This is a genomic window from Calditrichota bacterium (genome assembly GCA_013152715.1).
Lineage (GTDB): Bacteria > Zhuqueibacterota > Zhuqueibacteria > Thermofontimicrobiales > Thermofontimicrobiaceae > 4484-87.
On the sequence record JAADFU010000024.1, the window covers coordinates 1 to 23,962 of the forward strand.

Here is a 23,962-nt window from a genome sequence, read left to right on the forward strand (position 1 = left end):
AACGCCGGGGTACTTTTTACGGATATTTTTCATCTGCAAAACAATTTCATTCATCAACTCAACCCTCGCCTTAAATCCAAATTTTTCGCCAACGCTACGGCATCCAAATATTCCGTTGTGGAAATCCTGCGAATTGTCAAATTATCCTCGGAGGCGCACTGTATTGCGCCGGCAGCACAATAACCTTGCCGCCTTTTGTCCGATCGACGTTACAATTTCTCGGGCACAGACGACAGCGGCGATACATTGACCAAAGTTCACCGGCGCGGCGGGTAATTTCACCTTTTTCGAACAAATTCAAATACGAGGGAAACGCTCTTTTCTTCATCTTTAAGAAAAAATACCGCCTCTTGACGGCAAAAGGCGGTATTTTTGGGGAAAAATTATTTTTTCAAGCCGATCATTTTTTATCAGCCTTTTGCTGTGGCTCACCGTCAGGCGTGGCTTCTGGCTCTTCTTCTTCTTCCTCTTCTTCGCGATCTTTTCGCTCAAGCAAATTTTCGTCATCTTTTTTCTTACGCAAAATCAGGTATGCCAGAGTATGTCCCACGTTCAAAGACGACAGACCGTAAGAAACGACATAACCGCCTACAATGAACATCCAGACGGCAAAAATGTGAGCCGCAACGATCTGGTACATGGGCAAATTCAGCGGAACAAACTCGCGGCTGAAATAAATCCACGGAGCAAAGTTACCAATCAACTGCTCCAGCCAAACAATGGAATAAGCTACCCACACGCTGAGCAGATACATAGCGTGAGCAGAAATATTTTGATAATCAGCGCCCATGGTCGCCGCAAAAATACGATCCATGACAATGAATGCTTTTTTTGATAGATACGCCAGCACAAAAAAGGCAAATATTGCCAGAATTCCATTGATGACCTGATAGAAAATTAATCGCCAGGGTTGGCTCCAGACGAGAGAAAATGACTGAAAAACCGCTTCGAAAGCATCATCGTCGGTCGTCGCCAGAATTGCCGGAGACAATAGCGCAGCGATAACCACGACAATCGCCATAAAAACTAACAGTAATGAGGCAAACATCCAGATTGGCGTAAAAATTGTCACGCCAAATTCACCGACGTAAGGAATGCGTCCCAACCATCCGACTACGGCGCCGCCGAAAGCAATGAGTGCGATCAAAATCACCAACGAAACCGGCGACAGGATCAGAGACCAGATTTTTTTACTGGAAAAACAAAAAGCTTCGCGCCAGGTGTAAAAATTATTTCCTTTGAGCAGCATGTAAGTGGCGCGGGAAACTGCTGTCGCTGTAACAAGATAAACCACAATCAGCCAGATGATGCCGATTGCGAAAACGATGTAGCTGATCCAATTCCCCTGTTCGCCCATCAGGCAGGGAAGAAGACCATATTTTTTCCATCCGACTGAAATTCCTATCCCTGAAATAGCAAAACTGAGATAGGTTAAAACCCAATAGCCTAAAAAACCAACCACAAATCCGACAAACTGAATCCAAATCCTTTGAATACTCAACGCCAATCTTGGCGCCCTAAACATGTCACGGAAGTCAAATCGCATCAGATGCATAACTACCTCCTTGGATTAGTCCGGTAAATTCTCGTTTACTGTACTTAAAAAACCCGCAAATGATTGTCAGTGAACTTGAAGAGGAAATTTTTGTCAATTCGCTCCGCATTGTTAATTTATATATTTTACAAAATTCAATCCGAATAGTCAAGTTTTTTTTCTCGATGGAGAAATGACAACGAGGCATGTAATTATGCCGGCACATCCCTTAATCAGCACCGTTCTCGTCTGATTTTTCGCTATTTTCCTTAATAACAATAACTTCAACAATACGGTTTTTTTGAACTTTTTCCACCACAAACTTATATGATCCATACCTGACAACTTGTTTTTTTCGGGGCACGGCGCCAATTTGCTCGTAAATCAACCCGCCAAGACTCTCGTAATTCTTATCCACTGGCAGCTTCATGCCCAATTCTTCATTCAATTCATCCAGATCAATTTTTGCATTGACCAGATATTTGTTCTCGCTCAATTTGACAAACAGCGGATTTTCCTGGTCATATTCATCCTGAATTTCGCCGACAATTTCTTCAATGACATCTTCCAACGTGATAAGCCCGGCGGTGCCGCCATATTCATCCACGACAATCGCCATGTGCTGTTTCTCTTTCTGCAATTCGCTGAGCAGTTCATCGATTCTCTTTGTATCCGGGACAAAATGCGCCTCACGAGCTAAATTGCCCAGATCGGTCTCTTTCTTCTTCGCATGGTCGATAAATGGCAACAATTCTTTCGCGTGAATGACCCCCACAATATTATCGATTTTTTCCTCATACACCGGAATGCGGGTATGACCTCTTTCCTTAATGATGTAAATTAATTCTTCCAGAGGCGCTCTTCGTTCCACGCATACCATATCGATTCGCGGCACCATGATTTCTCTGACGGTAGTCTTTGAAAATTCGAAAATTGAGTGAATCATCTCCTTTTCATCTTCTTCCAGAGCGCCGTGTTCCTCGCTGACTTCGATGAGGATTTTGAGCTCGTCTTTGGAAAGAAAGTGGCGTTTCACTCGCGTCGCCATCGCGCCGGAAACCAGAGCCGGGAATTTATCCAAAATCAGAGTGATCGGATAAAAGAGATAAAAAAACAGCGTTAACGGGATGGAGGCTTTTTCCGCAAATTGGTAGGGATTTTTAACGGCGATAACTTTCGGCGTTAGCTCGCTGAAAACCAACAAAATCAAAGTCACAACGACCACTTCAATAAATATAGACAAGCTATGCGGCAAACGGAATGCAGCGCTCAAATCAGCCGTCAACAACGTCGCCACGCTGGCCGCCGCCACATTGACAATAGTATTTCCGAACAAAATCGTCACCAACAAATGGCGGGGATTGTCCAGAAGGCGCGTCACCCTCATCGCGCCCGAAGTCGACGTTTCGCGCAAGCGGTCGACCAGCTCTTTAGACAAGGAAAAATACGCTGATTCTGAACCGGAAAAAAATGCTGAAAAGCCAATGAGCACAAAAAATAATACTACACGGAATATCGAGTCAACTTCCAAAAAGGGCCACCCTCCTTAATATCGCTTTAATAGTTTTTCAAATAATAATCTTCCTTCTCGCGCATGATTTCCCTTTGTTCCACGGCGCCATCAGCGTAGCCGACCAGATGCAAAACACCGTGACAGATCACACGCATCAATTCTTTTTCCGGCGAAGTTTGGTAATCCTCGGACTGTCGTCTCACCTGCTCAACGTTTGCATAGACTTCGCCTTCCATGTATCCGATGTCTCGATTAATGTCAAATTCAAAACTTAATACGTCTGTCGTATGCGGATCGTTCAAATACTGCCCGTGTAAATTTTTTGTCAATGTATCGCCTATTATCACAACATTGAGCCAGCCGTCGTTGAAATTATGATCGGTCAAAATTTTCTCCAGCGTAGCTCGGGCAGCCTTATCATCAATATCTCCACGAGCTTCACTCATATCAAACCGTATCTCAACCATCAGCCTGCTTTTCCTTTTTTTCTTTTGATGGGATCAATTTTTCTTCCTGATCCGGATACTCAATTCTGCCGTGAAACGTGCTCAAAAGCACCGCTTCAAAACTTTCAGTAATTTTCGTTAAATCGCGCAAAGTCAGCGGGCTATCGTCCAATTCCGATTCTTGAAAACGACGCTGAACAATGGAAATGACCATTCCACGGATGCGGCTCACAGACGGGTCTTTCAGCGTCCGGGAAGTCGCCTCAACAGCGTCGGCTAACATGACAATACCCGTTTCTTTTGTCCGCGGCTTGGGCCCGGGATACCGAAAATTCGTTTCCTCAATTTCTTCTTCATTGCCCATTTCCAGCGCTTTTTGGTAAAAATATTCCATTTTGCTGGTGCCGTGATGCTCGGCGATGAAATCGCGAATTTCACGCGGCAGTTTATATTCTTTCGCCAGCTCCAAACCAGAACGAACATGATTAGACAAAATTAAACAACTCATGGACGGCGAAAGTTTCTCATGCGGGTTGCGGTTTTTCGTCTGATTTTCAATGAAATATTCCGGCTTTTCTATTTTTCCGATATCATGGTAGTACGAACCAACTCGCGCCAGCAGCGAATTTGCTCCAATTGCCTCCGCCGCTGCTTCTGCAAGATTTCCCACCATGAGACTGTGATGATACGTTCCCGGCGCCTGAATTGACATCTTGCGCAATAAAGGGCTATTCAAATCGGAGAGTTCCAGCAATTTCATGTCCGTCACCAGATCAAAAATATTTTCAAACAAAACCTGTAATCCATAGGCGAACAGAGGCGACAAAAAACCGTTGATGGCGCCGTACATCCAATATTGAAATATTTTACGCCACGGCGTATAGTGCAAAATCTCTACCACGGTAATGGAAATCAGGTAGCTGCCGATAATAAGCGCGATAGAGTTTATCAGCCAGTTACGTTTGCGAATTCGGCTCACGGACAGCACAGCCACAACGCCGACGACCATGGAAATCAAAGCAATATTAAATTCGTTGCCGCGAAGGCTCCCTAACAGCAAAGACAAGGTGATGGTTCCGACAATTCCAATTCTCGTGCCCAGAAAAATTGCCAACAACATCGACCCAATCGTAATCGGCATCAGATACGGCGATAAATGAAATCGATTAATATAAAAACTCACAAAGCTGACAAGGAAAAATATCAACGCGATCAGGATCGCCCGATTCAGATCATACATGACAGACCGCTGTGTAAAAAATAAGTACATAACAAAAATACTCAGCACCAGCATGATCAAGAAAAAGCGACTAAAAAAATGAAAGACGCCTAAAATACCCCGCTTGTCGGATTCCCGTTCGGCGAGTTCAATGGCCAGCGAATTCAGTTTAGCAATGTGAGCTTTAGTGACACGCTCGTAGCGGTCGATAATCCGCTCATTGGCAAGTACCGTGCCTTTTGCGAGCGGTACATTTTTTTTCGCTTCTTCAATGTTTCGATGGGTTTCATTGGGGTCAAAAATAATTGTCGGTCTCAAAAATACGCGCAAAATTTCATAGCCCGCCTTCACTTTCAAATCATCATTTTCAAATTCTGTTCTAAGTTTCTCCAACAGGACATCTCCGATTTGCGACGGATCATAAAAATCGGACAATTCAGAAATTATTTCTTCGACATCCGTCACAACCGATATCTTTCCATTAACAGCCCTGACGCTCTCGCGTGGCTGATCCAGAATACCGACTGACGTAATATCCCGGGCAATTCGAATGGCGCGCTGTTCCAGTTCTCCCAGAGTTTTATTTTTCATCTCTTGCAGCAGAAGAGACAAAATTTCTTCCGAACTGTTAATCTTATAATCAGCGAGCAAGTGAGATAATTTTTTAGACAAATTTGTCTCATCCGCTTCCTTGGCCATTGCATTTAATGAATCAAAAAATACTTCAATGGACGTCAACTCCAGAGAACGAATGCTGTCGTTACGGACGAAAACCGGCATCACTTCGCTCGCCGCCCGGCGGAGATCCCGCTGGTACTCATCGTCAGTTTTATTGATGGGAAAAGTGAATGGCGCGATTATCTCGTCGCCGACATAAACTTCTCCTTCTTTAAGATCAGAATATTTGAAAGAGCGGCCGCGCGGCAACATGAGCGAAATCAGAATCGTCAAGGCCAGTCCAATTACAATCAACCAAACGCAACGTTCGACGTCCTTTTTGCGAGCACCATTGCCATTTCTCCCTTTTCGGTGAAAAATATTCCGCCGCAAATTTTCCAATATTTTTAATAAAGATTGCACTGCAATTCTCCGATCAAAATCAATCGCTCAACCAATTTTATTATCATCGCTTGGCTCAGCCTTGTCCTCAGTCGCCGCCGATCTACCCGAAGCGGACTTATTGTTTGAATGTTCCGCGTACGCTTTGATAATTTCCCGCACCAAACGATGACGAACGACGTCGCGATCCGTAAGGTAAATGAAATCGATCCCCTCTATGCCTTTCAAAATATCCTGAATTTGCACCAACCCGGATTCCTGTTTGTTCGGCAAATCGATCTGTGTAATGTCGCCCGTAATAATTGCTTTGGAATTCACTCCCAGCCTGGTTAAAAACATTTTCATCTGGTTGGGGTTGGTATTCTGCGCCTCATCCAAAATCACAAATGCGTTATTTAACGTGCGACCTCTCATATACGCCAAAGGCACAATTTCAATAATCCCATTTGCCGTAAACTTTTTCAATTTTACCGGAATCACCATGTCAAAAAGCGCATCGTAAAGCGGTTTCAAATAAGGCTCAACTTTTTCTCTCAAATCGCCCGGTAAATACCCGAGACTTTCGCCGGCCTCCACCGCCGGACGCGCTAAGACAATTTTTTCGACTTTTTTATCCCGCAGATGAGACAACGCAATCGCTACCGCCAAATATGTTTTCCCTGTTCCCGCCGGACCAATGACAAAAACAATATCATTTTTTTGTGTCGATTCATAGTAAAGTTTCTGTCCCGGCGTTTTGGGCTTAATACTGCCTTCCTTCGTAAAAATAATCGCGCCGGCGAGATTGGTATCACTTCCTTTTTTCACCCTGCCGGATTTCAGCGCCTGAATGATAGTTTGCACGTCATTGTCGGTAATCTGCTCAGTTCGTTCCAGGACTGTAATTAATTCACCGATAGCCCTTTCCAACAACTCTGTTTCTTCTTTTTCGCCGATTAAAGTCAATTCGCCGCCGCGAGCAATAATTTTGCTATGGCTAAAATGCCGTTCAATTTCTCTCAAATTTTTGTCGTTCAAACCATATAATTGCAATTGATCAATTCCGCTCAAAGAAATTTTCTTTTTAATCTGATCCTCTGCCATCGAAAAAAAGTCTACTCCTTTAGTTTAATTGCTTTCTTGCAAATAACAAAAATTTTGCCATAAATTCAAAAATGACCGCTCTACCCGCCTAAAAATTTTACTCAGTCTTTTTTGGGTTTGCGTTTTTAAGTTCGGGTCCAGTATTTTGCGACTCGAGTAAATTGTTGTCGTTTTTTTTTGATTGGACTTTAGTGCTTGAATTCCCGAGTGCCACAAAAACGTTAAACGACTAACTGAGAACCGGAATCATTCTTTATAAACAATCTAAATATAATAAAGTTCTCATTATATTCCAAACAAAAAAAGCTCCTGGCCAATTAAAAAGATAGCCAGGAGCTCTGTTCGCAATCAATCTTTTTTGAGTTACAGGCATGAACCCTGTGTAAAAGATACTATTCCTCGGGAATAATTAGCACTTGGTGCGGATAAATGACATTTTTATCCTTAATGACTGTGCTGTTCGCCTCGAAAATTTTGGTCCATTTAGTCGGGTCATTAAAAATCTCCGCCTTGCCGGCGATCTTGTAAAGAAAATCACCTTTGACGACCAAATATTCGTTGGCGCCCACGCCGCGTTGAATTTTAAAAATTTGCTCCGGATAAATCGCATCCGGATCTTTGATTTGATCGCGATTGTAAGTGTAGATGCGAATCCACTGATAGGGATCATTGTAGATATCTTCCTTGCCGGAAATCTTCCACAAATAATCGCCTTTCACAACAGTGTATTCATCATAAACCGCCTTTGGTAAACTGGCGCGGAGCTGTGAGATTTTTCCTTCGATCACAGCGAGTTTGTCCTGCATGGTGCTCAGAAGAGCGATGTTGTTGCCTTTGTATCCGTTTAGTTGCTCTTCCAATTGGTCAATTTCTTTTCTGCGCTGGAAAAGTTCTTCCGGAGTCAAACCAGCCAACTCGTCGACTTTTCCTTCCAATGCATCCAGATCAGCGCCGAATTGATTCGCGCCGGCCTCGTCGGTTCCCAGCAATGTGTAAACGGCTTGCCATTCATCAGCAGTTGCCTTTTCCGTAGCTGCAATTTCATCTTTCAGCCCGGCAATTTCTTTGTCCAGTGCAGCCATTTCCGCCTTCGCATCTGCTTCGCGTTTTTGCAATTCTGCCATTTTGGCGTTGTACTCATCCATCGTCCATTCACGGCAGGTTTGCGCGAAAGAAGCGACTGACAGCGTCACGGTAAGAATCAGAGCGAAAACGGATGCAATTTTTATGACACTTCTCATCTTTAGCCTCCAGGTTCTATGAGTTAATGAGTGATTTTGCAAATTACATTCCGCCTAATTTTGATTGAATTGTGGATTTTTCGCTCTTTACTGCCTCGAGCTTTTGCTTCGCATCATTGAGCTGTTGCTCAACCTGAGTTTTGTCTTCCTTCTTGTTCTGCAAAGCTTGCTCCGCAGCATCTGTGGCTTTTACCTGCTCCTCGTACGCAGCACACTGCTTTTCATTTGGATGACGAGTACAGCCGGTCAAGAAAACAGACAGCATTAGTGCAAAGATAAACGTAACGACAAGTAACGTTCTCATCGTTTTGCGCATCAACTTACACCTCCTTCCGTTGTTAAGTTCGCATATTATTTGGTGAAACTTTTGTCTTTTATCATCGACTGATTTCAATTTCAGCTAATGATTAACAATTTGTAACCTGATAAGTCATTTAATAATAACAAAAAAAAAAGTAATTGTCAAGAAAAAAATATTATAAATACACTTTTTTATTGCAAGGGCGTAATTATTTTTATCCCCAGCTCTTGCAACTGCCGGTCCGAAACCTCAGCCGGCGCATTATCCATCAGCGATAAAGCGCTCGTTGTCTTCGGAAATGCTATCACATTACGAATAGAACTTTCGCCCGCTAACAACATGACTAATCGGTCGAAACCGAAAGCGATTCCCCCATGCGGCGGCGCCCCGAAACGTAAACCATCCAATAGAAAACCGAATTTTTGCTTTGCTTCTTTTTCACTAATTTTCAATAAGTTAAATACTTTCATTTGCGTTTCAAACCGATGGTTTCTGATGCTGCCTCCGCCGATTTCGTAGCCATTCAAAACGAGATCGTACGCCCTGGCTTTTACTTTTTCAGGAGACGAATCAAACAGCGCCAAATCCTCCTCCCGCGGGCTGGTGAACGGATGATGCATCGCCGCGTAACGCTGTTCTTCCTCGTCAAATTCCAGCAACGGAAACTCAGTCACCCACAATGGCTTGAATTCCTCTTTTGAAATTAAATCTTCATCTCGGCCTAATTTGCTCCGCAATCTGCCGAGATTTGTCAAGGTTGAAACTTTTTCCCCGGCGATGAAAATGAGCAAATCTCCCGCTTCAGCAGCCATGGCATCGCTGATGCGAGACATCATTTTGTCGGTCAGAAATTTCTGAATCGAGGAATCCCAACCATCATTTTTCACCTTCGCCGTCAAAACGCCCTTGCCGCCGAGATCAATGATGAATTGATTCAAACCATCCACTTGTTTCCGAGAATAGCCGGCGCCGCCTTTCAAATTAATCCCGGCCACTATCCCGCCGTTAGCGACGGTCGAAGAAAAAACTTTGAATTCACTGGATTTGACAAAATCACTGACATCTGAAATTTCCATTCCGAAACGTAAATCCGGCTTGTCTGTGCCAAATCGACGCATGGCTTCATCAAATGAAATTGTCGGAAAAGGGGTCGGCAGAGAAATTCCGATGACGTCCTCAAACAACGTCTGCATCAAACCTTCGGCAATACGAAAAATATCTTCTTCTTCCACAAAAGACATTTCTATGTCAATCTGCGTGAATTCCGGCTGCCGTTCGGAGCGCAAATCTTCGTCGCGAAAACATTTCACTATTTGAAAATAGCGATCGTAGCCGGCGATCATTAAAATTTGTTTGTAAGTTTGCGGCGACTGCGGCAAAGCGTAAAATTTGCCTTTATGAATGCGGCTCGGCACCAAATAATCTCTCGCCCCTTCCGGCGTGCTGCGCATCAAAAAAGGCGTCTCAATTTCGAAAAACCCCTGAGCATCAAGAAAGCGACGCGCTGTTTGCGCCGCGCGATGACGCAGCGCCATATTTTTCCGCAATTCAGGCCGACGCAAATCCAGATAACGATAGCGAAGCCGCAACTCCTCAGATGCGTCCACATGTTCGACGATGGGAAACGGCGTGGTATCGGCACGGTTTAAAATTTCCACTTTCTCGGCCACAACTTCGATCTCGCCAGTCGCCATGTTCGGATTTACCATTCCCTGCGGACGACGACGCACCTTTCCCGTTAATTTGATCACATATTCGCTCTTCAATTCACGAGCAGATTCGTAAACGGCCCCATCTTCCGAAGGGTCAAAAACGATCTGTGTGATACCATACACATCTCTCATTACGACAAAAATCAAACTGCCATGATCACGTCTGGAGTCCACCCAACCGCACAAAGTCACATTTGTCCCGTCATGTTTTCCGCGAAGTTCTCCGCAAGTATGAGTTCTGGCTTTTATTGCTATCTTTTCCAATGCATCATCCTCAAATTCAGCAGTCAAATTTCACTATAATTTAATTTAAGCAAAATAAATGACAAATGCAACATCGAATTGGACTTTTCCGTTGCTTGCGGAACAAATTTGTCGATTAAGTGACCAATGAATTGTGAAATCGCTCACCACGAAAGACTTTTTTGACGGCATTAAGCTTCTCACACAAAAAAAAAGACCGCCTTTGCCGGGCGGCCTTTCGCAATTCACTTTTCTTAAATATTTTAATAGCCAAAAGTATATATTTGTCGGAATGTAGTTTCACCCAGCGTCCTGTCAATTGCGCCGAAATCATCCCAGCGGCGAATACGGCTGAGCACACATCGTTCCACGCGTTCATTGTTTAACGTCGAAGAAATCAATTCTACCTGAGTGACGTTTCCATTCACAGAAATTGTGAAACGCACAACGATTTTCCCTTTCAAATCAGGATTTCGCCGCAACTCGCGCTGATAACAAGCTTGAATTGCCGCATTATGTTTGCTGACAATCGCGGAAATATCGTCAGGATTCCGTTGTCCCACCAATTGCGGCTCTTTTTGTCTGACTGCCGTCTGACGCCGCTTCTCCAAATTTTGCTGTCTGCTTACATTGGCGGACGCGACTCGCTCCCGGCGGGCAATTAAATTTCCGAGATCCGCCTCCTCGTCCGCACGATTCTTGCGGCGAACGCGTTGGTCGCGCTGCGCCAACTCTTCCGAAGCGCTTTGCCCGCGATGAATGGCATCCACATCGTCAAGGGTCTGCTTGAATTTTCCCTGCGCCAAGTCAGCCTCGCTCAAAATGTCCTTGACTGCTTTCCCTGTGGATTTTTCAGACGCGCTCCCCAAAAGTCCCAAGATGCCTTTGTCTGCGACATTTTGGGAAATAATCTTAAATGACTCGCGGTTGGGCAAGCGACGTCCTCGAGCGACAGGCACATGGTATGGATTATCGCCGCGAACCGCTTCGCCGGATACATTTTGTTGGTCAGAGGCGCTTGCGCGCTGAGTATTTTTTTCCACTGAAGACGCCGTCTGCTCGGAAGCCAATCCGCCTTGTTTGTCTCCGCGCTGCGCCTTAGTTTCGCCGTTCGCCTGCTCTGGCGAGATCGGCGTGGCCCGACTCTTTTTCTTCGGCTCGACCTTAATTTCTTTTTTTAATACCAGACGCGCAAATTGCTGTTGTATTTTTTGAATCTCTTCAGGTTTCACCGGATTGGAAATTAGATGCGTGGAAAAATAGTACGTGAGCGACACTTGTACAATGAACGTGATCGCCCAGATAACAACGAACCGCGCGTCAAATGAATCCGTAAATCTCCTTTTGTATTTCTTGGGAAAATCTATATAAATGATGTGATCGTACCTGTCCGCGCCGGTTTCCGTCAAAGAACCACTTTGTTCAGGTTTACTATCAAAATGTCCTTCCACTTTCACCCCAAAATGGTTTATTCAAATAATTCAGGATTAACGCAGGCGATTTTCTCATCCCTCTTTCTTGTACACAACAAGCCGCATATTGGGATAGTCCGCTCGTCCGCATGTCGCCATTATTTTAACTAATACTTTATAGGGTATCTCTTTGTCCGCCTGAATAGTCACTTTGCCAGAAAATTTAGTACCGTACATCTCTTCCATGTGCTTTGCTTCTCTGGCGTAAACTTGCAACGTTTTCAGTAAATTCGGAACAATTAATCCTTCCTGATTAATGACATTTTTGACTTTTGCCACTTCCTCATGGTTTACCACAACCGATTGCTTGGAAACAATCAAATCCAACGCGACTTCTGCCGGTCTTTCGATGGTCGAAGTGGGGAGAGTGAGCAAATCAGAAGGATGGATTAACATCCCTTCCGTGGAATACGTCTTGAGCAAAAAGACCAGAATAATGGTAAACATATCCATCATCGAGGTCAAATTCAGGCGTACTTTACCGGGATCGGTATCGTGTTTTTTTCTTCGCGATGGTATAAACGCCATTTATTTTACTCCGTTTTTTTCTGTCAGATGATTCCGGCCGCCAGTGAAACATCGGGAAATAATGTGAAGATTCTATGCTTAATTGAAATTTCCCGGCTGGCGTCCATCGTGTTTACCAGCAATTGATAGGGAATATCCGGATTCGCCTGGATAACTATGTTATTCGTATCCGAAAATTGGCCTTCCGCTTGCTTCTTTATTTCATATAATTTTTCGGACAGTTTTTTAAAATTGTAGTTGCCGTTTTCTTCCAAAGGAATGGTCGGTGCGCCTTTTTTGTTCCCTTTTACAACTTCAATGGAACTGGAAACATAAAATCCTTCCTCGGTAATCGTCACTGCCAAATCGAGATTCTTTTCCGACTCCTTTGGCGCCTGTAGTTGCGAGACGTTTGCTCCGACCGTCGGAGGCAAATTCAAATCGATCACGCCAATTTTGACAAACGTCGCCGACGAAAGAAGCAGCGGGATGAGAACCACCATCAGGTTCATCACCGGAGTCATATCGAGCTGCACCGGCTCAAAGGTGCGGCTGCTGCGTTTTGACGGTTTAAATGCCATTTTTATTGATTCCCTGTAATTAAGTTAATCAATTTTACGGTGTGTTCGTCGATTTCATCAATAATCTGGTCGGTTTTGTTGTGAATGAAAGTGTACAATAAAATAGCAGGTACGGCAATCATTAATCCGGTCAGAGTCGTATTCATGGCAACCGAAATGCCCGCCGCTAACATGCGCGACTTTTCCGCCGCGTCGATTCCCGGCGATGAGACTGATTTGAAAGCGGCAATCAGGCCATAAATTGTTCCCATCAGACCAAGTAGCGTCGAGACATTAGCGATCATCGACAGATAACTGGTTCGTTCCCGCAATTTGGGAATCACCTCCAGCGTGCCTTCGTCGACAGAATTCTGAATGGCGCGAAACTCAATTTTTTCCGCGGAACCCACTTTTTTCAATCCTGCCAAAACGACCTGAGGCAACGCCCTTTTCTTCGCCGATTGGCAAAGAGCAATCGCTTTTTTGTAATCCCCGGCGCGAACCTGTTTTCTTATTTCATCCATAAATTTTTGGGCATTGATATTCGAACGTACCATGATGTAATAAATTCGCTCGATTGCGACAGCAACCATGAAAACAGCCGCTACCAACAATGCCCACATGAAAAACCACCCCGTTGAGTTTGTGCTGAAATTTTTTAAAATGTCAGCCATCAGAGACCTCCTCAAGTTTTGGCCACTAAAGCGATTAATTATTTTTATTGTTTGTTAATTTCTTCGCTGCTTTTTTCTTTGCCACAATTCTCTTGGCAATATTATTGATCTTTTGCGGCTTAAATAAACGGTCGTCGTTGACCAACGGCTTTTGGGGGAAACTTTTCAGCTCGTGATCAAAAGAACGATCCACAAATTCCAATTCTCCAAACTCCGGATTCATGCGCTTCGGCACAATGGAAACGCGGGGCTTTTCAATGACCGCCTCGATGCTGATATCTTCCAGCACAATATCTCCTTCCAGTTGTACATCAGCCGCCGCCTTACCAGTGTCCGCTGCAATCGTTTTTTCGTGGCTGGAACCGTTCGTTTGCGCAAAGACTGATTGGCTGAAACAGAGCGACAAGCCAACTAATAAAAAAGCTGCCGCAAAAGCGCGATAAATTTTCATGCCCGACCTCGTTGCTTACTGATTAGCCTCAATTTATTTTTAATACAGAATAATATATTTATCCATGCTCAAATTTTCTTTGATTTTTTTATTGCTCGTTTCAAATAAAATCCGCTGCCTTTTTTTATCCCAATCAGGCAAAGATTTGATCGCCATGGTCGCAGTCATTCCCTGAGCGGTGCGATCCGAATCGATGCCTTCCACCGCCAGCACGTTGTCTCCAGATTTCAAGCCGTCGCTCAAAATATAATGTCCCTGGCTAAAAGCGGAGCTATCCTGACGAATGACGCCGGCAATATATTCGCCGTTGACAAAGAGATTGAATGAATCGTCCACTTTCATCTCAATTTCCACCGCGACAGGCAGGCCGACAATGGAAAAATGTTTCCGAAAATAGACGCGCTCGCAACTGACTCGTTTCAGCTTCGGCGTTTTCTTGACATCGATCTTTATTTTATTTTGATAAAAAGTCGAATCTGAAAACAGCGAATCAGGAAACGATAAATTCAAAACGCTGGAGTCGCCAGCCAGCGCAAACGTCAGCGAATCGCCGTAAGGCGCTTCAGTCGTGTCAAAAGAAAATCCGACCGTGTCCAATTTGGTCAACCAAATGTTGTGAGCCTTGTTTTCTTCGCCAGAAACAATTTCTGACGCCTGCCATTCTTGTTCGCTAAAATCAGGGTCAAGCCAATCGTCGACATAACTCGGAAATGCCAGCCAGCTTGAATCTGAATATTCAACGCGGCTATCCACGGCAAGCCCTAATAAATCTTTGAATTCATCAGGCCTCAAGCTTACCAATGCCAATTCTACCCGGGGCAGCCAGCGATTTTTGATTCCTAATTTTACCGCTAATTTGCGCGTCGTTTTCAACACGTTGACTGCATTTTCCTTCAGTGAAAAATAATTATCCTCAAATGTGAACAGCGCATCTTCAAATTTAGATTCTTTCTTTTCCCGTGATAATTTTTCGTAAAACTTTTTATTTGAATAATCAATTTTCGCCAGCGAATCACTTCGCAAAGCAAACAAATAAACCTGCTTCAAAATATTTTCTTCGGTGAGCAGCGCCGACGGATCATGGATCTTAATTTCGTTGACAATGTCTAATGTCTGACGATAATAATCCACGGCCCGCAACATGAACTCTTTGGAGAAATCCAGCAAACCTGCCTGTTGATCGGACAGCCCGATCAAATCGAAACCATTCTGCGTGGTTCCGCCCTCTGACGCCAATTTTTTGACAACCGGAATATTCCTGCCATGCAGATCCAGCGCCATGAATGCCAGTTTTCTGTATTCGTCCGCCATCAAATTGTTCGTCTGGATCGCCTTCAACCGTGACGATTTGACCCAACGATTCTCAATGCCCAAATCCCACGCTTCCTGAATATTTCGGATATGCTCTTCCACAGCGGCGCGCACTAATGGCTCAACAGCGCGCTCCAACACCTGTCGATTATATTCCATGCGCTCGACTTGACTCAGGCTCTGCGGAATGGGAGCGTGCAGCAAATCCTGAATTGTCGCCAGATGCAATTCCGCCATGTCGTAAACCACCTTGGAAAGCTGCTCTTCGCAACGATCAATCCAGCGCCGCGCAATGTACAACGTGCTGTCGTTTTGCACATATTTTTTTGAAATATCAGATTTTACTTGCGACGTATCGCTCGTTAGCAGAGATTTTTCATATTTGTCCGCCAGACGCCGCAAGATTTTTATGGACTGCTTGTACGATTTTTCCGCGCGTTGATAAAGTTCGACCGCGGCTTCGTTAATTTGTTTTTTCGTCACCGCCAACTGCGTCACGCTCATAGGGGGAATTTCTTGCCGCACCCAGGTATCGGCAAATTCCTCATAAGCCTTCCCGATATCGTAAGTCGATTCGTACAAATGAACCGTGCCGTACGACGCCGTCTTGGTAAATCCGTCAACAATCTCAATCAGCAAATCCCGCTTTTTCAAGCGGCTCTTTTCCATATTTGCCTGGGGCAGTTCAAATTCAATTTTGCGGAATTCGTTAAATTTGATTTTCGTAGCGCGAGACAACGCTTCCGCTGCAAAATAGTCGTTGGGCTCAAGCTTTGCTTTTTGAAATTCTGCGTTTTTGTCCACGGCTTTCCCATATTCCGCCAGTGCGTTGTCGATTTCCTTTTTATCCTCATAATAGCGACCACGACGATAAAAACTCTCCACCACGCGCGGCGACGTGGGAAATTTTTCCACGTATTCGCCGTAGATTTTATTTGCTTCTGCAAATTTGTCTAATTTCAAATAATAATTAGCAATGTCAAAAAACAGATCGTCGGCGTCTTCGGAATTCGGAAATTTATCAACAAACTCGCTATTGATGCGAATAGCATTTTCCCAATCCGTTGCTTTGACAAAAAACAGACTGGAATTAAACAGCGCGTCGTGAATTTGCAAAGAATCTTTCGCGACGCGCGCCAGGCGTTCATAAGTCAGCGCCGCGTTTTTGAATTCGTGAATTTCGCCGTAATCAATGGCCAGATTGTTCATCGCATCCAGCAAATATTTAGAATCTTCTCGAGTTTCAACAAGAAAATTATACGTTTCCACAGCGCGGCCATATTCGCGAGCTTTGTCGTATTCCACAGCAGCGTTGAACAAACTCAAATCCACGAACGGCGCGTCCGGGACTTCCTGCGCCATGCGCAAAAATTCATTGCCCGCCTGCAAATGGTCGTCCGCCGCGGCGAAAACCTTTGCCGAAAGGAAAATCGACTCAGCTAATCTCCGCTTCGCCTTTTCCACCAACGCCGGCGGCGCCGAACCATCGTTTTTTATCTTGCGGGCGACTATTTCCGCACTGCGATAATCGCCCTTGCCAAAATAGCTTTCCAGAATTTGATATTTAATATCATAAATTTTTTCGTTATTGGGAAAATGCTTCACAATGGTATTGAAATATTTGAGCGCTTCGGCGAACATATTATTATTGAAAAAAAGCGCCCCTGCGTTGTTCAATATTTTAACCGTTTCTTTCTCGTGGGGATAGAGTTTAATATAATTATTATAAGCGCGAATTAGCTTTTTCTCGCTGGGCGTCAATTGGATACGATTGTAATGAAACTCCGCGAGCACATTCCCCTTGATCTCTTTGACGTTGAGTTGATCGCGGCCATCAAACTGGATTTCTTTCCGCGTTGTGTCCAATTCCACGGCGTCTCTTCCCAGAGCGATTGCGTTTTCGGCGGCGTAACGCTGATAATTTGAATCCCAATACAAATCACAAATTTTCATGTATTCTTCAAATGCCTCATCACTTTGCTTAAGTTTGGTGTCCAACGTCAGCGCCATGTTCCAATGAATGCGCGCCGAATTGCTATCAGTCGGGAAATTTTTTAAATACTTCCGACAATCATTCACCGCCGCCAGATACAAACCCTCGTCGCCGGCTTCCTCCGCTTGCGTAAAGAGAAGACTGATGTTGTCTCGCAGCGCGCGTTCCGTTGCCTGGTAGGCGCGCTCTTTCGCCTTTTCATTTTTCTGTCGCGCCCACCAGGAGCTGCCCGGTTTATACAAATTGAATAGTTGATCGCGCGACAAGTAAGTCAGACGGTTGTCGCCGAGCAGACGATAACAATCAACAATATTTTCATGAATATGCGGCGCTATTTCCGCTTGCGGATAAAGCTTCAGCAATTTTGAATAAGCGGCAATGGCTTTTGGATACTCTTCTTTGTCATTCATGTAAACGTCGCCCATTTTCTGCAAAATTCCGATCCCGAAAGCGGGTTTGCCCATGCTGTCAATGTAAGCGACAGCGCCCGATAGGCCGTTTTCACCGGAATCGAGAAAACTGAGCCCAATGTACTCAACGGCTTCATCGCGCAGATCTGGATTGGAAATTTGGCTATTCACGCCGAGCTTTTTGGTGCGCTCCACGTCTTCAATGAGCAACGTGAAATATGATACGGACTGCGGAAAGTCACTTAAGCGATAATAACACCAACCGAGCCGATAGAGCGCCTGATTGTATTTGGGACTGTCTTCATACGTAAGAATTTTCTTGTAATAAACAATCGCCGTGTCAATTTCGTTGCGCGGAGGATTGAAATGATACTCGGCGATCCGCATCAACGATTCCGGCGCGTAACGGCTATCCGGAAATTTTTCTACGATTGTATGATAAACCTGAAGCGCCGAATCCAATTCGCCGACTTCTTCCAAAATATAGCCTTTATTGTAATAGGCATCATCCACCAAATTGCTAAACGGAAAATCGCGAATGATTCGCTCGTAAATCGACAATGAGCCAGAATAATCGAGCTTTGGCTCCTCAATTTTTTTATCAATTCCGAGACTGTCGTAAACGCTAACCTGATCGTCGTACTCCTGAAGTTGTTTCACGTACAGGTCATTGGCTTTTTCGTAGTAAAGTTCAGCCAGACGCATGAGTACTTTGTCCAGAATTTTGCTCTTAGGATTGTCGGCGATAAACTTTTTCGCATCTTCGATGCCTTTTTCCCGAATAGTGTTCTTCTCTTTCTCGGCGTCAGCAATCTTTCTCTGGTAAAAAGCGCGAAATTGAAGAATCTCTTCAATGGAATAAGTATCAAGAAGGGAATCGATTTTCACTTTCTGGCGAATATTAATCGGATTTTGCTGCTGCCCAAAACAGACATGAGATAATAATAATACTGCCGCTAAGGCCAACAAATTAATATAATTTTTCATAACAAATTCCTGTCCCGTGATCTCAAATCCAGGCGACTATTTGTTCCCCCCTCCTTGCTTCAATTGTCGCTGCAAACTCTCCAGGTTTTCGCTCCCTTCCTCAACCTCCCGAGTTTTGGTGTCAAAATAGAGTTCCTGAAAATACTTCTCTTTCTCCAACTTTTCCAGCCGAATCTTTTCGGCCTCCATCTCTTTTTGAATTTTGCGCATCTCCGTGTCAAATCTGGTAATCCGTTGTTCAAGCTTATCTTTCTTTTCCTGCAAGATAGTCTCTATTTTAGTCAAGTTGCGCGACAAGGCCATAATTTGCTGATTTTTTTCCCGAAAAAGACTAAAATTAATATCGCTGATGCCAAAGCCAGAAAAATTTGCCCATTGAATCGTCTGCGTCTCTACCTCTTCCACGCGGTGGTTGCGCAGCCAAATCTCAAATCGATTGAGTTGTTTGTTTAAATCGACCAGGTCATCTTGCAACACTTCCAGATCCACCGCCACGTCGATATCTTCGCCCGACATTCTGAGACTTAACTCAGAGATCGCTTGCAGATCTTTCCCGAGTTGTTGTTTTTCTTCCGCCATATTTCCGACGAGTTTGTTAAAAATGCCGCGGCGATAGACTACACCAGCCTCTTTCGTTGCCATGGGGTAATCCAAAAAATAGCTCACGGGCGTTGTCGGTCTGGAGAATTGATACCGTTGAAGCACCGAAACCAGTCGATTTCTTTGCTTCACTGCATTAGCAAGCATTTTTTTATTTTGCTCCTGGCGGGCATAGTCAATAATGCGATCAAATTCAGCAATTTGCTTAACTAAAATTTTTCGTTCATTGGAGTATTCTTCCACCGCCAGACTACTCGTCGCAGTCCGATAACGAAAAGATGATAACGCTTCGTTTATTAAATTTCTGGCGCGCACCAATTTAGGGTAGAGCGTCCGATTTTGGTGGTCTAAAATTTTTTCTTCCAGCGCATCCACCTGATCCAACTGCTTGAGCAATTTGCTGCGCTCTTTGTTGTATTCCTCGACTCTGTTGAGCACCCGACGCGCGTTCGCGACATACCGTAAATCAGACAGCGCTTCCTGGGTTTTGTTTTGCGCGCGCTTGCAGTGCGCCGCCAGCACTTTGGCTTCATAAATATAATTGGTCATCAAATAATTAGAAAAAATCGCGTCCACCTTATTGATGACCGTGTTGTATTTACCTTTCTTCAAATTTGCCCAAGCCTGGCCGATCAAACTTTTGTCATATTCATCATATCCGGCAGAAATTTGTGAAAAATTAGCCAGCGCAGCGTCATATTCGCCCAATTGAAAATGCAAATACCCTAATTTTAGCAGCGCCTCGTTGCGAATAATGGCGTTATTCAAGTCTGTCCAGGGAAAAATTTTCTGGTGCACAACATTTTCAAACGTTTTTTTGGCTTGTTTATACTCATTAAGATTAGCAAACACAGTCCCTTGCAAATATTGCGCCACAAGATAATATCTTGAGCCCTTGCTGATTTTTGCCAGAGCTATGCGAGCTTTATCATATTGTTGACGACGAATGTAAATATCAGCCGCCAAATAATGCGCCTTATTCACATCTTCCGGATCGAGATTGTTAAAATTTTCAAGTTTAGCATAATATTTGAAAAATTCATCATCCAACTGATAAGTATAATTTATCGCCAACAGACGCAGATAACATTGCCCCAAAAATTTTGAGTGGGGATAATTTTTCACGATGTCGAGATAACCCTTTTGCGCTTCATCGTAATAATTATTGGCAAAATTGGCTTCGCTTCGATAAAAAATTACTCCGTCCAGATTAGGATAGTATTCCTGGTAATCAGTCAGGATGCGGTCAAATATCATCGCGGCGAGCTCGTACTTCCCGTCCGCATAAGTCAAGAGCGCATCGCTGATTTCGCTTTCCAACATCCGATCCCGCTGCTGAGGCGTGGCTAATCGAATGAGTTTCGTATGTAATATTTTGTAACGTGTGAAATTCACCTGAAACTGCGCCACACGCGCTGCCTTCCACTGCATGAAACGCTCAGAAACAGTGAGTTTTTTGGAGGGCATCGCTTGAGCATAGTCAAACAGCGCCAGAATTCGACCATCGATCGAACTCATGATTCTGCCACGCGTCTGGTCAATGGTAGACTCCGCCGCGCTGTCCGGAGCCGCACCCGCCTGAAGTTGATCGAGTTCCCTCAAAATCCCCACGATATCGGTGCTTTCTTTGATATACTCTTCTACAATTTGGTCCGGTTCGGTGTTGGCAATACGGCTTTTTTCCACGATCTGTAAAATTCTCGCTTTTTGACGATCCAATTCCTGAACCAGATTTTCATCCCCGCGCGCCGCAGCTCTCTTTTGAAAAGCTTCGATTTGTTCAAACAACCGAAGCAAGCGATTTATCTCTCCGGAATACTCATGAATCATCAGCGACATGTCAGCGCCGGAAACAACCCCTGACTGCAATTTACTTTTGTCCAGCGCATCTGACAATTGATCCTTAATTTGCTCCACCTCGCGCAGCAGCTTCCAATCATCCTTTCGCTGAACAACCTGGCTCAGACTGTCCACCTGAATTATTATTTTCTCCATGAGCGAAATCTCGTTGCGGTATGCGGCAACTAACTTATCTTCTTTTTCATGAATCTTGTCCATCCCTAAAAGCTGTTCCGTCAACTGGCCGGAACCGCGCGATTGAATTTCATGAGCGACACTTCTGATCATCTGAGTGAGCATCTGCTCTTTCAGAGACATCCGCTCCAGAAAACGCCTCGTTTTCAGATCGAGATAAAATCTTAATCGAGTTTCAAAATCAACGCTCAGTTGATCTTCGTTATTTTTTGTTTCAGATTTGGCACCCAGGCTGATAGGGTCAAAGGCAAGCAAAAGAGAGAAAAGAAAAAAGATGAAAAAAGCCTTCCTCGCTGCCGATCTTTTTGCCATGATGGAATACCTCAGATGATTTATCTTGATGATTGTCTGTGTTGATAAATTTACGTGTTCGGCTGGTATCACTGTCGGTCATCGCGCCCCCGAATGGAAACCGACGTCAAACATGCAGATCAATCGCAAGCGCTCTTGCTGTCTCAGCAAAGTTGAAAAATCATATCGATGCCATGGGATTGATCAATTCCCCCACAACAGTTTCAGTTTATTCCAACAACTCCTTGCAATTTTAATGCCATTATTTAGCATCACCAAGCATAAATAAATATTCGATATTATTGTCTTTAAAATTGGACTGTTAGTAATAGCGCCTCGCTTATCAGTTTGAATATTTAAGAGATAGCCCCTAACAAATGTGTTTCCTTTTGGTTTACAAAAGCTAAATACTTTTTTGAAATTCGGCGCAGATCTGATTTATTGTCATTATTTGAATCATTGTTTCACTGACGGACAATTTTAAATAGTTTCTTAAATTTTAAATAGTTAGCAAATTACAGAATTTGCTGGCGAAGAAATATTGCAAATCTTTCGCATCAAGACTCAAAAATTTGCATAAATTTCAAGAAATTACGTTTTTATTTTAGTTTTTTGGTAACTGTTCAGGCACAAAGGCTCGAAAACTCCAACTTTTTAAACGATATGATTCTCGAATTCAAACAATCATCACGCATTTGTTTTGGTCAAATTGACTGAGTGCAACCTCTGAATGAACCTGGGAGCTTGTTCAAAACACATTTTTATTCAAAGTGGTTCTAAAAAATTATTCTTTACTAAATAATTCAACCTTGGCGGCTTCGAGGCTGAATAGCAAAAAGCAGATGGTCAAAATCAGGTCAGTAGCGCTTGCGTTCAGAAAATCGTTCAAAAATGAAAAAGCCTCATCTCAGAATTCAAATCATTCCGAGAGAGGCTTCCGGATAAAACATTTTTTTTGCTCGGTCGCAAAATGGCCTATTTCATGCCTGTTTTCGGGCCCTCGGTTTTGGGCGGCGAGGAAATTTTTGCGCCGTCTTTCATGGTGCATTGTCCGTCAAAAATAGCGCCATCGTCAATAATCAGCCTGGACGCTTTCATTTCTCCGTGAAAAGTCGCCCGCGACTCAAGTACGATTTTGCCGGTCGCATTAATTTTCCCGTCGACTTTGCCGCCGATGATGGCATTTTTCGCCGTAATTTCGCCCTCAATTTCACCTTGTGTGCCAATGAAAAGAGACTCTTTTGTCGAAATATTGCCCTTGACCTTGCCGTCAATTCGAATGCCGCTTTCTACTTTCAGCGTGCCCTCAAGCACAGAGCCTTTTCCGATAATGGTATTTAAATCGCCCGGCCGAACGACTTCGCCTTCTTCTTTTTTTCCCAACATGCGCAAACCCTCATTTTTTTTATCATTCGATGTCTTTACTTTGAAATGCGAGTAAATATTTTTTCGGATCCACTGGGAAGCCATCTTTCCAAATTTCAAAATGCAAATGCGGAGCGGTGCTTCTGCCCGAACTCCCCAGTAACGCAATGGCCTCTCCTTTTTTTACATAATTTCCTTCTTTTTTCAATAAAACTTGATTATGGCCATAAACCGTTTGAAATCCATTCAGATGATTAATTATTATTAAGTTTCCCAAATCGTCCGTCCAGTTGGCGAAGAGCACAATTCCGTCGGCAGAAGCGCGAACTTCCGTTCCGCGGCTCGTCGCAATGTCAATTCCATTGTGATCCGGCCGATACCAATCATTCCTGCGAAAATCCGTCGTCAAAAAACCTTCCACCGGGAGATAGGTAGGAACGCGATCGGCAAATTGATGATAATGGCTCTCTGATCGCGTCAGGAAAAAATCCAGGTCACTCTCCTGCATACGCATATCTTTATTCCCCGGGCCTTCTCCGCCAAAAGCCATTGGAAATTGATTCCAGGAACTTTGAATATCCGCAAGCAATTTTTCATTTCCCTTCTCGCTGACGTCAAACTTTTTGTCCACGCCAAGCGCCGAACGAAATTTAGAGAAAAACTGCTTCATACCTTGCACTTCGTCATACAGCTTTTTGACCTGCTTGTTTTCTTCAGCCAGGTTGTAGTTTTCAATCGTCAACTTGTCTTTTAAATGTTTTGTATGATAATACTTAAAATAAAACACAAAGCCCACAACAATATGAATGGTCAACAAAACCGCCACCACATACAAAATGTGAAGCGTGCGCATTTTGATGCGAAAATTTTTCGGGTCGGAATAGTCGTCCGGAATGACCAGAATAGACAATACCTGTTTGGGCTGTTTTCCCTTTTTCGTCATAATAGCAAATCTA

The 23,962-nt window shown here is 44.0% G+C and carries 18 protein-coding genes; all 18 read right to left on the reverse strand.

Going from position 1 to position 23,962, the window contains the following annotated elements:
• Positions 1-136: 136 nt before the first annotated feature.
• Complete coding sequence (locus tag GXO74_02175; protein ID NOZ60464.1) at positions 137-328, reverse strand: hypothetical protein; 192 nt, start codon at positions 326-328, stop codon at positions 137-139.
• Positions 329-400: 72 nt separating this feature from the next.
• Positions 401-1,555 (reverse strand): hypothetical protein, encoded by a 1,155-nt coding sequence (locus GXO74_02180; GenBank protein ID NOZ60465.1) that lies wholly within the window; start codon positions 1,553-1,555, stop codon positions 401-403.
• Positions 1,556-1,763: 208 nt separating this feature from the next.
• A complete protein-coding gene (locus GXO74_02185; protein ID NOZ60466.1) occupies positions 1,764-3,065 on the reverse strand; it encodes an HlyC/CorC family transporter in 1,302 nt (433 codons plus the stop codon).
• 26 nt (positions 3,066-3,091) lie between these two features.
• Positions 3,092-3,514, reverse strand: a complete 423-nt coding sequence (ybeY, locus tag GXO74_02190; GenBank protein ID NOZ60467.1) for an rRNA maturation RNase YbeY — start codon at positions 3,512-3,514, stop codon at positions 3,092-3,094.
• Positions 3,507-5,792: an HDIG domain-containing protein gene (locus tag GXO74_02195; protein ID NOZ60468.1), complete on the reverse strand. Its 2,286-nt coding sequence runs from the start codon at positions 5,790-5,792 to the stop codon at positions 3,507-3,509. The genes ybeY and GXO74_02195 overlap by 8 nt, the downstream gene beginning before the upstream one ends.
• A gap of 27 nt (positions 5,793-5,819) precedes the next feature.
• The gene (locus GXO74_02200; GenBank protein NOZ60469.1) at positions 5,820-6,854 is read right to left on the reverse strand and encodes a PhoH family protein; all 1,035 of its coding nucleotides are present in this window, start codon (positions 6,852-6,854) and stop codon (positions 5,820-5,822) included.
• A 392-nt stretch (positions 6,855-7,246) separates the two neighbouring features.
• Positions 7,247-8,095, reverse strand: a complete 849-nt coding sequence (locus tag GXO74_02205; protein ID NOZ60470.1) for a LysM peptidoglycan-binding domain-containing protein — start codon at positions 8,093-8,095, stop codon at positions 7,247-7,249.
• A gap of 43 nt (positions 8,096-8,138) precedes the next feature.
• Complete coding sequence (locus GXO74_02210) at positions 8,139-8,411, reverse strand: hypothetical protein (protein NOZ60471.1); 273 nt, start codon at positions 8,409-8,411, stop codon at positions 8,139-8,141.
• Positions 8,412-8,587: 176 nt separating this feature from the next.
• Positions 8,588-10,363: an aspartate--tRNA ligase gene (aspS, locus tag GXO74_02215; GenBank protein NOZ60472.1), complete on the reverse strand. Its 1,776-nt coding sequence runs from the start codon at positions 10,361-10,363 to the stop codon at positions 8,588-8,590.
• A 251-nt stretch (positions 10,364-10,614) separates the two neighbouring features.
• Positions 10,615-11,802, reverse strand: a complete 1,188-nt coding sequence (locus tag GXO74_02220) for a TonB family protein (protein NOZ60473.1) — start codon at positions 11,800-11,802, stop codon at positions 10,615-10,617.
• A gap of 54 nt (positions 11,803-11,856) precedes the next feature.
• Positions 11,857-12,351 carry a biopolymer transporter ExbD gene (locus GXO74_02225; protein NOZ60474.1) on the reverse strand — a complete coding sequence of 165 codons (495 nt, stop codon included), beginning with the start codon at positions 12,349-12,351 and terminating at the stop codon, positions 11,857-11,859.
• A gap of 23 nt (positions 12,352-12,374) precedes the next feature.
• Positions 12,375-12,911 carry a biopolymer transporter ExbD gene (locus tag GXO74_02230; protein ID NOZ60475.1) on the reverse strand — a complete coding sequence of 179 codons (537 nt, stop codon included), beginning with the start codon at positions 12,909-12,911 and terminating at the stop codon, positions 12,375-12,377.
• A 2-nt stretch (positions 12,912-12,913) separates the two neighbouring features.
• Positions 12,914-13,564: a MotA/TolQ/ExbB proton channel family protein gene (locus GXO74_02235; protein ID NOZ60476.1), complete on the reverse strand. Its 651-nt coding sequence runs from the start codon at positions 13,562-13,564 to the stop codon at positions 12,914-12,916.
• Positions 13,565-13,598: 34 nt separating this feature from the next.
• Positions 13,599-14,015, reverse strand: coding sequence for a hypothetical protein (locus GXO74_02240; GenBank protein NOZ60477.1), 417 nt, complete (start codon positions 14,013-14,015; stop codon positions 13,599-13,601).
• Between the two features lie 39 nt (positions 14,016-14,054).
• Positions 14,055-18,716 (reverse strand): tetratricopeptide repeat protein, encoded by a 4,662-nt coding sequence (locus GXO74_02245; protein ID NOZ60478.1) that lies wholly within the window; start codon positions 18,714-18,716, stop codon positions 14,055-14,057.
• A 36-nt stretch (positions 18,717-18,752) separates the two neighbouring features.
• Positions 18,753-21,662, reverse strand: a complete 2,910-nt coding sequence (locus GXO74_02250) for a tetratricopeptide repeat protein (protein ID NOZ60479.1) — start codon at positions 21,660-21,662, stop codon at positions 18,753-18,755.
• 954 nt (positions 21,663-22,616) lie between these two features.
• Positions 22,617-23,027: a polymer-forming cytoskeletal protein gene (locus GXO74_02255; GenBank protein NOZ60480.1), complete on the reverse strand. Its 411-nt coding sequence runs from the start codon at positions 23,025-23,027 to the stop codon at positions 22,617-22,619.
• Positions 23,028-23,049: 22 nt separating this feature from the next.
• Positions 23,050-23,949, reverse strand: a complete 900-nt coding sequence (locus GXO74_02260; protein ID NOZ60481.1) for a M23 family metallopeptidase — start codon at positions 23,947-23,949, stop codon at positions 23,050-23,052.
• Positions 23,950-23,962: the final 13 nt, after the last annotated feature.